Origin of the sequence: Caballeronia sp. BR00000012568055, assembly GCF_029439455.1 — a bacterium.
In the GTDB taxonomy this organism is placed as follows: Bacteria; Pseudomonadota; Gammaproteobacteria; order Burkholderiales; family Burkholderiaceae; genus Caballeronia.
On record NZ_JAQFVG010000358.1, the window covers coordinates 23,970 to 36,845 of the forward strand.

Here is a 12,876-nt window from a genome sequence, read left to right on the forward strand (position 1 = left end):
TTTTTCACCGTGCGTTCGGAGACGAGGACAGCGCGTTCAGCACTTCGTAGCACGCGCCCATCGTGTGGTAATCGGTCTTGCCGGCGGGAGATTTTTCGTCGCCGTACTTGCGGTTGTCGCACGTGAGAATGCGATACCACGCGCCGTATTCGTGATCGACGAAATGCGCCCAGCTATAGCGCCACAGCTCGTCGTAGCAATCCCAAAAGCGCTCGCTTTTTGTGCGCGCGCCGAGCAGCGCCGCTGCCGCAAAGCTTTCGGCCTGCACCCAGAAGTATTTATCGTGATCGCAGATGCTGTCGTCCGGGCCGAAGCCGTAGTACAGCCCGCCGTGATGAGTGTCCCACGCGCGGCTGAAACCGGCATCGAATAATTCGGCGGCGCGCGGCGCCAGCCACGGCAATTTGCGATGCCGCTCCAGAATCAGCAGCAGCTTGGCCCACTCCGTTTGATGTCCCGGCTGAAAACCCCACGGCCGGAAAATATTCGAACTGTCCGATTCGTTGTAGTGCCAGTCCACGGACCAGTCCGGCTTGAAATGCTCCCAGATCATGCCGTTCGACAACTTCGCCTGCCGCAACGTGATGTTCCCGGCAATCTTCTCCGCGCGATCCAGATAGATGACGTGGCCGGTCGCCTCGTAGGCGGCGAGCAGCGCTTCGGTCGCGTGCATGTTGGCGTTCTGGCCGCGATAGTCCGACAACTGCCAGTCAGGCGTGGCTTCGTCGGCGTAGAGACCGGCGTCGGCGTCCCAGAAGCGCTTTTCGAGCAGCGCGAAGGTTTCGTCGATCATCGGCCGCGCTTCGTCGATGCCTGCCATCGCGGCATGCGCGCAGGCGAGCAGCACGAACGCGAGACCGTAGCAATGACGCGTGCCGTCGAGCGTGCGCTTCTGGCCATCGCGCCATTCGAGTTCCCAGTCGTAGCCTTCGAGCGTGGCGTCCCAATGGGCATCGCGCAGGAAGTTGAAGGCGTGGCGCGCGTCGTCCTGATAGCTCGCGTCACCGAAATGCCGATACGCCATCGCGTAATTGAAAACGAAGCGCGTGCTGCTGACGAGGTGGCGCGTGGTGCGGTCGTAGACGGTGCCGTCGTCCTTGAAGTAGTGGAAGAAGCCGCCGGACGGATCGCGCGCGGTCGGCGCGTAGAACGCGAGCGTGTCGCGTACGTGCGCCAGCAGAAAGTCGCGGCTGCGGAAGTCGATGGCGGTCTTGAGCGTGTCAGTCGCTATTTCAGGCGATGCGGTCATGTTCATGGCGTGTTGATGTCCTCTCTCGCGCCCGAACTCGCGCGAGGAATGAATTTCACGTCGACGAGCGTATCCGCCTGGCCTTGCGCGGCCGCCTGATCTTCCAGCAACAATTCGACGCCGCGCCGCCCGAGCGCTTCTTTATCGACGGTGACGGTCGAGAGCGGCGGCGTGCTTTGCGTGGCGGCGGGGATATCGTCGAAACCGACGAAGGCGATGTCCTCCGGCACGCGCAGCCCGTGCGCGAGACAGACGCGCATCGCGGCGAGGGCTGCTGCATCGTTATAGGCGAAAACGGCGTCGGGCAACGGATTCGATTGCGCACGGGCATCGGCGATCAGGCGTTCCATGGCGTCGGCGGCGGCGAGATCGGCGGGCAGGCCGGGCTGCGTGTTGACTTCGAGTGTTGGATCGAACAGCAGGCCGGCATCGAAAAAGGCTTTTCGATAGCCAAGCGCCCGCTGCGCAATGCTGTGATGCGCCAGCGATCCGCCGATAAACGCCACGCGCTTTCTTCCCGACGCAAACAAATGCTGCATGGCAAGCGACGCGCCCTTCACGTTGTCGATATTCACGGAGCGAAAGCCCGGCGCACGCAAATCGATCAGCACCGTGGGCCGCGCCAGCGAATGCAGATGCGCCAGCAATTCCGGCTCGACGAAACCCGCGACCGCGATGGCGTCCGGCGCGTGCAGCCGCATTTGCTGCGCGAGATCGTGCGTCGGTCCCGCCGTCAGCACCGATGGCACCAGCTTGCGCTCACGGCACGCTTCCTCGAAGCCATGCAGCACATGCGAGAAAAACGGGCTGACCGCGAAATTATTGTGCTGCCGATGCAGCAGGAATGTGACACGCCGAATGCGTGTGCGCAGTTGTGCGGAGTCGTAGCCAAGCTGTTGCGCGACTTCGACGACGCGCTCGCGCGTGGCTTCGGACAGTCCGGGCTGATTTTTCAGCGCACGCGAGACCGTCCCGATCGAGACGCTGGCTGCGCGCGCGACATCGCGAATGGTGGTAGCCATCGTGGTGTTCTCGTTCTCCTGTGATGCGTCGCCCCGTGCCTATGTTTACCGCGCGGAGCGGGTTCGCTTGTTTGCGGCGATTGTATAGTAAAACTCAGCGAAAATAGCGCAAACACGGATTGGAGAAAACCACTAGACCCTTGGTTTCATTGACGATTGAAGGCTTTTTGTTTGTTTAGTAAAAACGCGAAACGCTTCACTGCTCGCTTTCTCGTTGATGAACCGATCGGGCGTCGCGGGTCCAGACGTCGAGCACGAGGTCGTCGTCCCAGTAATGGCTGAGCAAAGGCAGTTGAATGCGCCCACGCAGGATGGCGTGCACTTCTTCGCCATTCAGGGCCCAGCCTTCTATCGGCCTGCGCCAGTGGCACGCGACGATCGCGCCGTCATCGGAAAGCGATGCGCGCATCTGTACCATCACGCGATCAAGCTGTGCATCGTCCAGGTAATAGCCGACTTCGCTGAACACGATCAGGTCGAGCTTGCCGTCTGGCCATGCATCCGGCAAAACCATCTGCTTCACGTTCACCTGTTCAAGCGATGCAACGCGCTTTCGCGTGAGCGCGACCGCGTCCTCGCTGATGTCCGCCGCAATGAGTTCGTCGCAGCGCGCCGCAAGTTGGATAGTCAGTTCGCCGTTGCCGCAGGCCGGCTCGAACGCGCGCTGAAAGCGCTCGCGCGGCAGCGCCGCCAGCGTGAGCGCGCGCTTGCGCTGCTCGTACCAGCGGCTGCTGATTTTCCAGGGATCGTCGCTGTCTTGGTAAAGATTGTCGAAGTAGTGCTTAGTATCGTTCTGTGTGCTCATATCAGGATGACTTCATATGGCCGCGTCAGGCGTGCCAACACATGCTCGGGAAGAACCGGCGCTTTACCCGTCGCCGGATCAGACTCAATCTGGCTTCGGAACGCCTGAACCGCGCGTACTTTTCGAGCGTGCGTGGCGCCGTCCAGCACGACGCGACGCGCACGGCTCCACGGCACGCGCGGGTCGTCCGGTGAGGCCCAGTGCCACGTCCATAGCGGCACTTCGATCAGAGGCAAGCGCGCTGCGCTCGCCGCCTCGTAGGCGGCCCGCCCCGTTGCCTCATGATCAGGATGGCCATCGTAACGCCAAGTAGTGAAAACGATATCGTCCGGTTGGAGATATTTCGACAGAAGTCCTGATAAGTTCGCTTCGAACTGCTTCGCGCCGCCGTCCTGCAAACCGAGTCTCACGACCTGAACTTGCCGCATATGAAGCCGTTGCAACGCCTCGCGCGTTTCCAGCGGACGCACGCTGGCAAGCCGATCCGGCGGCCATTGAGTCGATTTCGGGTGACTCGCGGTGCCATCCGTTACCGCGATGATCAATACGCTTCGGCTGATTTCTGAGAGAAGCGCGAGCAGGCCGCCCGTGCCGAGCACTTCGTCGTCCGGATGTGGCGCAATGACGACAGCGCGCGCACCGAACGGCACCAGTTCGGCGGGATCGACCTCGGGCAACGCGGCCAGCCGCGCCCAACCTTGCCATGTGGCTTCGGGCGTGCCTTCACCTTTGATGCGGCGATCTTCCTCCGCGATTGTCTGCGGCTGCGTGGTCACAGTTGCCATGAATTGCCTTCCTCCTCTGGCTGTTCCAACACGCGTTGAGCAAGCGATGCCTCGTCTCGCTCCGCGTGGCTTTGTCGAATGAATACTGGCAGATCAGCCATCAGATGCGCGAAATGACTGTTGCGGCACAGCGGTCCTGCGCCGAGCGCCCGAGCGGCATGCGCGATCACGAGCGATGCCGCATGTTCCGCGCCCAGACGCGCGCGCAGCGTCGGCAGCATGGCATCGGCTGTGGGCGTGCGATCGATAAACGCGGCGGTCTGACGCAGCAAAGCGGCGGTGGCGCTGAGCGTGGTATCGATAGCGCCGAGATGCGCCAGCGTGTGCGGATCGGCGCGGCGACGCGCGCTTCGAGCGACAAATTCGGCGATACCCGCCGTCGCACCGAACCAGCATGCGGCGATACCCGCGCCACCTTGCCAGAAACCCGGCCGTTCGAGATACGCGCGCGGCGCGCCTATTTGTCGCGCGGGCACGTTGTGGAACTGCACGTCCATACTTGCGCTGGCCTGCATGCCGACCGCCTTCCAGCCGCTATCGGTGACGGTCACGCCGGGTTGACGCAAATCGACGGCAGCGAGCACGGATTCATCGCGCTCGTTCCACGCAGTCACCAACGCGTGCGTTACCGATGCCGCGCCCGAGCACCACGCCTTCGTGCCGTTGAGCAGGCAATCGCCGTTTGCGCGCAACTTTGCGTCTGGTGGTTCCGCGGCCCAGACGGCCCATGCCGAACCGTCGTCCGGTTGCGCGCCGTCGAGTTCGGCAAGGATCGCGAGCGCGTCCGTGTGGCCTTCGTAGAGCTTCGTCAATGCGAGATCGAATGCAGCCACGGCGCCTAGCGATTGCCATCGGGCAAGCGTCGCGCCTTGTCCGGGCAAGGGTAGGCGATCCAGCCGCGCATCGATCAACGCGTGCAGCAATTCGCCCGTCTGCACGACGTTGCCACGCTCGAAAGGCGTCTCTGCGAGAAACGCACGCAGTGCGGATTGAATCGACATCGGTTCTCCTGTTCGGATGGCGCGGCTCATGAACAAGAGTGTGGCAAGGGACATGCCCGACCGCTATTCGGCTGAACGGCATAAGCAAAAGCGTCGGACTGTCGGCTGTGTATTGCTGTCTGGTCGATGCCGAAAATCCGTCGTTTTGGCCTATGCCTTCTGGCTGACTGTTCGGCTTTGTTCGGGCAGGGTTAAATAACGAAAAGTCCGCAAGAGGCGGCCTTCATGAACAGGAGCAAAAGGTGAAGTCAGCGGCGTGCGGGCGCTCCGACATTCTTGGATTCGCGCATGGATTCGGCGACAGTCTTTCGCGCGCCCCAGCGTTGAGCGAGCACGGCGCACACCATCAACTGAATCTGGTGGAACAGCATGAGCGGCAGCACGACCGCGCCGACCGCGTGCGAGGCGAAAATCACCTTCGCCATGGGAATGCCGGCTGCGAGACTTTTTTTCGAGCCGCAAAAAATGATGGTGATCTGATCGGCGCGGCTGAAGCCCAAACGCTTCGCCGCGAAAGCCGTGATGAAGAGCGCGAGCGCGAGCAGAAGAATGTTCACCGCGAGCAGACCGGCGAGCGCCGAGAGCGAAATCGAATGCCAGATTCCTTCGTTCACGGCCGCGCTGAACGCAACGTACACGACCAGCAAAATGGAACCCTGATCGACGAACTTGAGCACGGCCTTGCGTTTGTCGATCCATTTGCCGATTGCCGGGCGCAACAACTGGCCGGCGATAAACGGCACCAACAGTTGCAGCACGATACTGCCGACCGTATGCCACGGCGAGCCGGTGGTGGCGTTACTGCTCAGCAGCAGCCCGACCAACGCGGGCGTAATGAAGATTCCCAGCAGGCTCGACGCCGAAGCGCTGCACACGGCGGCAGGCACATTGCCTTTCGCCATCGACGTGAATGCAATCGACGATTGCACCGTGGACGGCAGCGTGCAGAGAAAGAGAATGCCGCTATAGAGCGCGGGCGTAACGAGCGGCGTCAAGACCGGCTTGAGTCCGAGGCCGAGCAGCGGGAACAGCGCGAACGTGCTCAGCAGCACGACGAGATGCAGCCGCCAGTGCGTTGCGCCCGCAACGATTGCTTCGCGCGAAAGCTTCGCGCCATGCAGGAAAAACAGCAGCCCGATCGCTACGTTCGTGATCCAGTTGAACGCTGTCGCAGCGCTTCCCCGGCACGGCAGCAGGCTCGCCAGAATGACGGTGCCGACCAGCGCCAGCGTGAAGTTATCGGGAAGAAGTTTGGGCCGTGCCATTGGATTTGGGATCGGACTGCGCCGCGCCACCGGACGAACTACCGGGCGAACGCGGTATCGAATGAGGGAAAACCATGATTCTCGCTTGTAGCCGATTGAAATGGCAAATTCATTTCATTGATCGATTGATGCGGAAATGGCATGAACCAGTGAGCACTCAAACCTGAAACTTGTAGCAAATGGCGGGCCGCGATCAGCAAATCATGATGCGTTGATCGAAACGTTGCCAGCACATTTTTCGTCTTACATTTTCGGCTTCAATTCAGTCGGGCTAAGTAAAAAAACTCTGACGTAACATGGTGTTACAACCATCGACCAGACCTAACACTTTTTGGCTCGACTGTCGTCGCGGCGGGAAATAAATTGTCGAATACACCGGTCGGCGGGTGCGCGCATCGTTCTGATGCTCCACCTGAATTCATCCGACGAAGACCGGCAGACTCACCGTTTTCGACATGACGCTCACTGGCATACGCAAGACGACTCGAATCATCGCAACCACGGCGCTCGCAGCGCTGGCGGTCGCGGGATCGCTTGCGCTCGCCGGCCCGCGCGCCGAATGGCTGTCGCCCGCCGTGTTCGATGACTCCGCCAGCAGCCGTCATTCGCTGCACTACACGCCCGTCGCCGCCACCGAAGGTCTCACGCCCGTGAGTGCCGAGATGCGGCCGTCGCCGCGCGCGGATCAGGGTGCATCGTTCCGTAACGCCGGTTCGATCCGCGCCGACATTACGCGCTACAACGAAGAGCGCAGCATTCCCCGTCCTCCGGGCCGTCAATCCGACGACGCCCGCTCGCCTGCCAACGCAAACTACCGCAACTAAAAAACGCGGTTGCGTCGTCCCCGCAGTTATCCAAAAACTATTGGCGCGTCCAGTTCGCCTGTCACATTGACGTAATCTCGCCACAGTCGCGCGAGAGAAATCGAATCTTCATTCCCCTCTTTTTTCCGCGCAAGGACAATGCGGCCTTGTTTTCCTTTGCGCGGCATCAGCAGTTTCAAAATCGCTGTCCGATGCGCCAACCGTGGCGTTGCGTTGGTTGCGTGTTGTCATTAATCGCGCATCTTCGACGGTCGTCACGGTTTGGCGTCTTAGCGGCCTATTCAAACCGCTATACCCGCAATAATGAAAAAGAATTTTAACCGGAAAAATGGTCCGTAAAGATGGTGCCGCTCCACTTGCGTTGCCGCTCGCCCGAGAAACCAATTACGCCGGTCCACTTGGCGAGCGCACCTTGTAAAACCCCTCGCCCGCCAAGCTTTCAATTTTTGACAAACGACAGGAGAGTTGTTCATGAAGCCAACCGTCAACCGTGCGCCGAAGAAAGCGGTGAAAGCAACGGTCAAGGCCACCGTAGTCGCCGCGATGTTCGGCTTTCTCGCGGCAGGCGCGGCTCAGGCGCAATCGAGCGTATCGCTCTACGGACAGGTCGACGAATGGGTCGGCGCCACCAAGTTTCCGGGCCAGGACCGCGCATGGAATGTGGGCGGCGGCGGTATGTCGACGTCCTACTGGGGCATGAAGGGCGCTGAAGATCTCGGCAACGGCTACAAGGCCATCTTCACCCTCGAAGCATTCTTCCGCGCGCAGAACGGCCAGGCCGGCCGTTTCCAGGGCGATACCTTCTTCGCGCGTAACTCGTACGTCGGCATTCAAGGTCCGATCGGTACGTTCACCGCTGGCCGCCTGACCACGCAACTGTTCGTATCGACGATTCTGTTCAACCCGTTCGTCGATTCGTACACGTTCTCGCCGATGGTCTACCACGTGTTCCTCGGCGCGGGCACGTTCCCGACGTATCGCACGGATCAGGGCGTGATCGGCGATTCGGGCTGGAACAACTCTGTGCAGTACACGACGCCGGACTTCAACGGTCTGTCGGGCAGCGCGATGTACACGTTCGGCAACACGGCAGGCGACGGCCGCTCGAAGAAGTACAGCGCGCAGTTCCTGTACTTCCACGGCCCGTTCGCGGCGACCGGCGTGTATCAGTACGTGAACTTCAACAACACGCCGGGCGACTTCACGAGCATCGACGGCTTCCAGACGCCGGGCTTCAAGAGCCAGAGCGTGGCGCAACTGGGCGCGTCGTACGACCTGAAGTACGTGAAGTTCTTCGCGCAGTACATGTACACAAAGAACGACTACGACGGCCCCGGCACATTCCACGTCAACACCGGACAAGGCGGCGTGACCGTGCCGCTCGGACCGGGCTCGGTGATGGCCTCCTACGCGTATTCGCGCAGCAACGGCGGTCTGGATCAGACGCACAAGAGCTGGGCCGTCGGCTACGACTATCCGCTGTCGAAGCGCACCGATGTCTACGCCGCGTACCTGAACGACAAGTACACGAGCGTCTCGACGGGCGATACCTTCGGCGTCGGCATCCGCGCGAAGTTCTAAACGCGCCTGCTGGCACAAACAAAACACCGCGCTCTCGGGCGCGGTGTTTTGTTTTCAGCGGATGGAAAGTCGTGCTTTCGCTTCGTCGTATTCGGTTCGCAAACGCGAAACCAATTCGGCCACGCTCGGCACGTCTTCCATCAGGCCGACGCCCTGGCCTGCGCCCCAGATATCCTTCCACGCCTTCGCTTTCGGATCGGCGAAATTCATCGCGGTTTTATCGGATTGCGGCAAGGCGTCCGGATCGAGTCCCGCTGCGACGATGCTCTCGCGAATGTAATTCCCGTGCACGCCCGTAAAGAGGTTCGTGTAGATGATGTCCGCCGCGCTCGCATCGACGATAGCCTGCTTGTAGCTCTCCAGCGCGTGCGCCTCTTTCGTCGCGATAAAGCGCGTGCCCATGTAGGCGATATCCGCGCCCATGGCCTGCGCGGCGAGAATCGAACCGCCATTGGCGATCGATCCCGACAGCACGATCGGACCATCGAAAATCTTGCGCACTTCGCCGACCAGCGCGAACGGCGATGTCGTGCCCGCGTGACCGCCCGCGCCCGCCGCGACGAGAATCAAACCATCGACGCCCGCTTCCAGCGCCTTCTGCGCGTGGCGTAGGTTGATCACATCGTGCAGCACGATCCCGCCATACGAATGCACGGCGTCGATCATTTCCCTGACCGGCGCGCGCAGACTCGTGATGAAAATCGGCACCTGATGCTCGACGCACACGCGCACATCGTGTTCGAGCCGCGCGTTCGACTGATGCACGATCTGATTCACCGCGATCGGCCCGATCACCGCGTCTGGATTCGCCGCCTTGTGCGCCGCGAGTTCAGACTGAATCTGCGTGAGCCATTCATCGAGCAACTCGGCGGGACGCGCGTTGAGCGCCGGAAACGAACCGACGATACCCGCCTTGCATTGCGCGAGCACCAGCTCCGGATAACTGACGATAAACATCGGCGATCCGATCACGGGCAGTGCGAGGTGCTGCAGGATGGCGGGAAGTGCCATGGCGCGAATCTCCAGAAAAGGGCGATGCAGCAGTGGTTGATTTTACGGTCGTAATGCGCGGAACCGGCACGTACGATCATTCAATCTTTGCGCGAACGATCGTTCGATTATAGGCATAGCGATCGTCATGCCGATTCGCAAAATCCCGAGGACTTCTTCGGTTTCGGCCTCCAAGAGGCTTTGGTCACATCAGCATGGCGCGACCCGCGCCTAAAATCATTCGCAATGCCACGAACAAGAAAATGCCATGTCCTTCGGAGACTACGAACCGTTTCGCGTCGATGCCGCGGGCGTCGAGATCGCGGGAACGAAGGGCGGTGAAGGGCCGCCGTTGTTGCTCTTGCATGGCTATCCGCAGACGCACGAAATCTGGCACGCCTGCGCCGATGAACTCGCGCGCCACTTCACGGTGATCGCGCCTGACTTGCGCGGTTACGGTGCATCGGCGAAACCGGCCAGCGATGCGTCTCACGCGCCGTATTCGAAACGCGCGATGGCCGCCGATCAGGTGCACGTGATGCGCCATTTCGGCTTCGACCGATTCATGGTCTGCGGACACGATCGCGGCGCGCGCGTGGCGCATCGCATGGCGGTGGATTTTCCCGATGCCGTCGATCGATTGATGCTGCTCGATATCGCGCCGACGCTCGCCATGTACGACGCCACCGACCGCTTTACCGCGACCGCGAATTTCCACTGGTTCATGCTGATTCAACGCGCGCCGTTGCCCGAGTCGCTGATTCGCGGCAATCCGGATGCGTATCTGGATCGGCTGTTCGGCAGTGGTTCGGCCGGTCTCGCGCTATTCGCGCCGCACGCGCTTCAGGCGTATCGCGATGCTTTTGCTGCGCCCGGTGTAATCGATGCCACGTGCGAGGACTATCGCGCGGCGGCGAGCATCGATCTGGAGCACGAGCGCGACGATCTCGAACGCGGCGTGAAAATGGCGTGTCCGCTGCGCGTGTTGTGGGGCGAGGAGGGCGTGATCGGACAGCGTTTCGATGCGGTCGCCGAATGGCGCAAAGTCGCGCGCGATGTCAGCGGCCGCGCGCTGCCGGGCGGGCACTACATTCCCGAAGAACAACCGGAAGCGTTGATTGCGGAGATGCTCGCGTTTTTCGGCACGGAGCCTTCGTGACGGCACACATGAAAACGTTCATGCACTATTTAGCTGCCCGTCAAATATCTGTAGGGAAAGCACCGATGTCTGCGCAATAACGTCGAGTTAGGATATTCTTGACGTTGATCACGTCTTAACGATTCCGCCGCTTGCCGTAGCTGACAAGCGGCTTTCTTTTTGGGCGCTTACTTTGCGCTCAGTTTGAAATGATGGTATCGCCGTTCACTTTCAGCGCGCCGCCTTTTTCCAGTTCTCCGATGAGTTTTGCCAGCAACGCGCGATGCGTTTGCGGCGAACCGAGCATGTCCGCAGCGGCGCGCATCGCGCGGGCTTGTTGCGTGAGGGCGAGCAACGCTTCGAAGGTCATCGAGCGCGCATCGAGCAGCTTGAAAACGATCAGCACTTTCAGCGCGTTCTTCGCATTGCGCGCCGGATCGGCCTGCAAATAATCCAGCCGCGACGACGCGATATCCAACGCGCGCGCCACATCCGAAAACGGCGCGCCGTGGCCGGGAATGACGATATCCACGTCCAATCCAGCGATAAGCTCCAGCACCGCGCGCTCCTCCGCAAATCCGCTTTCGCCTTCCAGTTCGGGAAAAATCACGCCGAAGCCGTTTTCCCACAACGCATCCGCGCTGATCAGCACGCGCGCGTCCGGGCTATGCAGCATCAGCGAATGCGGATCGTGGCCAGGCGCGCCAAGCACGTTCCATTCGATGCCGCCGAGCGTCAACGTCATGCCGTTATCGATCGTGCCTGTGAAGCCAAAACGCTCGCAGCGCTGGCCGGTCGCGCGGAACGTCAGCGCGTCTTCATCCCATTCGCGCACGACGCGCGCTTCGCTCGATGGAATCAGCGTTTCGCACGCGTAAGTCTGCTGAAGCAGCGCGTTGCCGCCGCAGTGATCCGAATGCAGATGCGTGTTGATGATCGTATCCAGCGGACGCGTGCCGAGCTTTTGACGCAGCAACGCAAGCGTCTGCTGAGCATGCGATGCGTAGCCGGTATCGATCAGCGTCGCGCGTTCGGAATCGACGAACAGCACGTTATTCGACGAGAGCCAGCCTCGCTCGAAAACCGTCATCGATTCCGGCAGCGCATTCATAGCGGCATCACCACAATCGTCGCGGTCGCTTTCATCACCGTTTCGCCGAGTTGATTGATGGCGTCGCCTTCGAGCTTGACGAGATCTCCTTTGAGGCTCGCTTTCCACTTCGCTTCGATTACGCGCCAGCGCATGGTCAGCGTGTCGTGCGCTTTCACCGCGCGCGTCAGTTTGATGCCGAATTCGAGGCCGAGCGGCTGCGCGTACTGCGAGAAATGCGCGGCGAGCATCGCCATCAAGTGCGCGGTCGGCTGCGTGCCGGACGCAATCAGCGAACCGAAGCGGCTGGCGCGCGCGTAGGCATCGTCGTGATGCAGCGGGTTGGTGTCGTTGACGAGCGTGGCGAATTGTTTGATGGAATCGGGCGGCAATTCCAGCGTCGCTTCGAACGATTCACCGAGCGTCACCACGCGCGCGCCTTGCCGACGGCTTTCCACGCGCGCAAGCACGTCGCGCTTTGCATCGTCGTCATACGCGGACCACGACGCGATTTCGTCGATGGTGCGAAAACAGCCATCGCAGAAGCCGGTTTCCGCGTTCATGCGACACACGTCGATGCACGGCGACGCCACATCGCTCATGAAGCCGCCGTTTCGCGCAACGCGACATCGACCACGGGCGCGCCGGTCAGTTCGACCAACTCCTGCGGCGACAGATTGAACACGGCATGTGGATGGCCCGCCGCCGCCCACAGACTGTCGAGCGCAAGCAAGTCTTCATCGATCAAAACGACGGGTTCCACCGCATGGCCGATCGGACACACGCCGCCGATCGCATAGCCGGTTTTTTCGCGCACGAACTTCGCGTCCGCGCGGCCCAACGCGCCGACGCGCGCCGCCACTTTCGCTTCGTCCACGCGATTCGCGCCGCTGGCGATCACGAGCACGGGCGCATCGTCTTCGCGGCGTCGAAACAGAATGGATTTGGCGATCTGCGCGATCGAACAGCCGAGTCCCGCCGCCGCTTCCGCCGAGGTCTTGCCGGTTTCCGGCAGCATCACGACTTCGTGCGGATGGCCGCGTTCCTTCAGCAACAGCGCGACGCGGCGCGCGGAATCGGGTAAAGAGTCGAGAGTCATCGAAATCCTGTTGATATGCGATAAAAA

General features: G+C 61.2%; 13 protein-coding genes. 3 read left to right on the top strand and 10 right to left on the bottom strand.

Annotated features, from left to right (window positions below; all coding sequences use genetic code 11):
- Positions 1-4: 4 nt before the first annotated feature.
- The 6 genes from P7F28_RS31905 to P7F28_RS31930 all read right to left on the bottom strand — a co-directional run bounded on the left by P7F28_RS31905 (position 5) and on the right by P7F28_RS31930 (position 6,127).
- Complete coding sequence (locus P7F28_RS31905) at positions 5-1,255, bottom strand: AGE family epimerase/isomerase (RefSeq protein ID WP_277189278.1); 1,251 nt, start codon at positions 1,253-1,255, stop codon at positions 5-7.
- A complete protein-coding gene (locus tag P7F28_RS31910) occupies positions 1,252-2,271 on the bottom strand; it encodes a LacI family DNA-binding transcriptional regulator (protein ID WP_277189279.1) in 1,020 nt (339 codons plus the stop codon). The genes P7F28_RS31905 and P7F28_RS31910 overlap by 4 nt, the downstream gene beginning before the upstream one ends.
- Positions 2,272-2,467: 196 nt before the next feature.
- Complete coding sequence (locus P7F28_RS31915) at positions 2,468-3,076, bottom strand: class I SAM-dependent methyltransferase (RefSeq protein WP_277189280.1); 609 nt, start codon at positions 3,074-3,076, stop codon at positions 2,468-2,470.
- Positions 3,073-3,861 (bottom strand): PIG-L deacetylase family protein, encoded by a 789-nt coding sequence (locus tag P7F28_RS31920; protein WP_277189281.1) that lies wholly within the window; start codon positions 3,859-3,861, stop codon positions 3,073-3,075. Before P7F28_RS31920 ends, P7F28_RS31915 begins: the two co-directional genes overlap by 4 nt.
- Positions 3,849-4,862, bottom strand: coding sequence for an acyl-CoA dehydrogenase family protein (locus P7F28_RS31925; RefSeq protein WP_277189282.1), 1,014 nt, complete (start codon positions 4,860-4,862; stop codon positions 3,849-3,851). The genes P7F28_RS31920 and P7F28_RS31925 overlap by 13 nt, the downstream gene beginning before the upstream one ends.
- A 248-nt stretch (positions 4,863-5,110) precedes the next feature.
- A complete protein-coding gene (locus P7F28_RS31930) occupies positions 5,111-6,127 on the bottom strand; it encodes a bile acid:sodium symporter family protein (RefSeq protein ID WP_277189283.1) in 1,017 nt (338 codons plus the stop codon).
- A 455-nt stretch (positions 6,128-6,582) separates the two neighbouring features.
- Between P7F28_RS31930 and P7F28_RS31935 the strand changes: the two genes are divergently transcribed.
- Complete coding sequence (locus P7F28_RS31935) at positions 6,583-6,951, top strand: hypothetical protein (protein WP_277189284.1); 369 nt, start codon at positions 6,583-6,585, stop codon at positions 6,949-6,951.
- A gap of 471 nt (positions 6,952-7,422) precedes the next feature.
- Positions 7,423-8,532 (top strand): porin, encoded by a 1,110-nt coding sequence (locus P7F28_RS31940; RefSeq protein ID WP_277189285.1) that lies wholly within the window; start codon positions 7,423-7,425, stop codon positions 8,530-8,532.
- 54 nt (positions 8,533-8,586) lie between these two features.
- Here P7F28_RS31940 and P7F28_RS31945 read toward each other — a convergent pair whose 3' ends face one another.
- A complete protein-coding gene (locus P7F28_RS31945; protein ID WP_277189287.1) occupies positions 8,587-9,543 on the bottom strand; it encodes a nitronate monooxygenase family protein in 957 nt (318 codons plus the stop codon).
- Positions 9,544-9,790: 247 nt separating this feature from the next.
- On the opposite strand from P7F28_RS31945, the gene P7F28_RS31950 reads away from it, so the two are divergent.
- Positions 9,791-10,681: an alpha/beta fold hydrolase gene (locus P7F28_RS31950; protein WP_277189288.1), complete on the top strand. Its 891-nt coding sequence runs from the start codon at positions 9,791-9,793 to the stop codon at positions 10,679-10,681.
- Positions 10,682-10,859: 178 nt separating this feature from the next.
- Here the strand turns inward: P7F28_RS31950 and P7F28_RS31955 are convergent, their stop codons facing one another.
- Genes P7F28_RS31955 through P7F28_RS31965 form a run of 3 tightly spaced genes read right to left on the bottom strand, consistent with a single transcriptional unit; the run spans position 10,860 to position 12,849 of the window.
- Positions 10,860-11,771 (bottom strand): MBL fold metallo-hydrolase, encoded by a 912-nt coding sequence (locus P7F28_RS31955; RefSeq protein WP_277189289.1) that lies wholly within the window; start codon positions 11,769-11,771, stop codon positions 10,860-10,862.
- On the bottom strand, positions 11,768-12,313 hold the full coding sequence (locus P7F28_RS31960; RefSeq protein WP_277189507.1) for a DUF1289 domain-containing protein: 546 nt from the start codon (positions 12,311-12,313) through the stop codon (positions 11,768-11,770). The genes P7F28_RS31955 and P7F28_RS31960 overlap by 4 nt, the downstream gene beginning before the upstream one ends.
- 35 nt (positions 12,314-12,348) lie before the next feature.
- Positions 12,349-12,849 (bottom strand): YbaK/EbsC family protein, encoded by a 501-nt coding sequence (locus P7F28_RS31965; protein ID WP_277189290.1) that lies wholly within the window; start codon positions 12,847-12,849, stop codon positions 12,349-12,351.
- Between the last annotated feature and the right edge of the window lie 27 nt (positions 12,850-12,876).

Coding starts and splice junctions, on each gene's coding strand:
- P7F28_RS31945 (WP_277189287.1), bottom strand. CDS start 9,543: ATGGCACTTCCCGCCATCCTGCAGCACCTCGCACTGCCCGTGATCGGA.
- P7F28_RS31955 (WP_277189289.1), bottom strand. CDS start 11,771: ATGAATGCGCTGCCGGAATCGATGACGGTTTTCGAGCGAGGCTGGCTC.
- P7F28_RS31935 (WP_277189284.1), top strand. CDS start 6,583: ATGACGCTCACTGGCATACGCAAGACGACTCGAATCATCGCAACCACG.
- P7F28_RS31920 (WP_277189281.1), bottom strand. CDS start 3,861: ATGGCAACTGTGACCACGCAGCCGCAGACAATCGCGGAGGAAGATCGC.
- P7F28_RS31940 (WP_277189285.1), top strand. CDS start 7,423: ATGAAGCCAACCGTCAACCGTGCGCCGAAGAAAGCGGTGAAAGCAACG.
- P7F28_RS31905 (WP_277189278.1), bottom strand. CDS start 1,255: ATGAACATGACCGCATCGCCTGAAATAGCGACTGACACGCTCAAGACC.
- P7F28_RS31910 (WP_277189279.1), bottom strand. CDS start 2,271: ATGGCTACCACCATTCGCGATGTCGCGCGCGCAGCCAGCGTCTCGATC.
- P7F28_RS31930 (WP_277189283.1), bottom strand. CDS start 6,127: ATGGCACGGCCCAAACTTCTTCCCGATAACTTCACGCTGGCGCTGGTC.
- P7F28_RS31965 (WP_277189290.1), bottom strand. CDS start 12,849: ATGACTCTCGACTCTTTACCCGATTCCGCGCGCCGCGTCGCGCTGTTG.
- P7F28_RS31925 (WP_277189282.1), bottom strand. CDS start 4,862: ATGTCGATTCAATCCGCACTGCGTGCGTTTCTCGCAGAGACGCCTTTC.
- P7F28_RS31950 (WP_277189288.1), top strand. CDS start 9,791: ATGTCCTTCGGAGACTACGAACCGTTTCGCGTCGATGCCGCGGGCGTC.
- P7F28_RS31915 (WP_277189280.1), bottom strand. CDS start 3,076: ATGAGCACACAGAACGATACTAAGCACTACTTCGACAATCTTTACCAA.
- P7F28_RS31960 (WP_277189507.1), bottom strand. CDS start 12,313: ATGAACGCGGAAACCGGCTTCTGCGATGGCTGTTTTCGCACCATCGAC.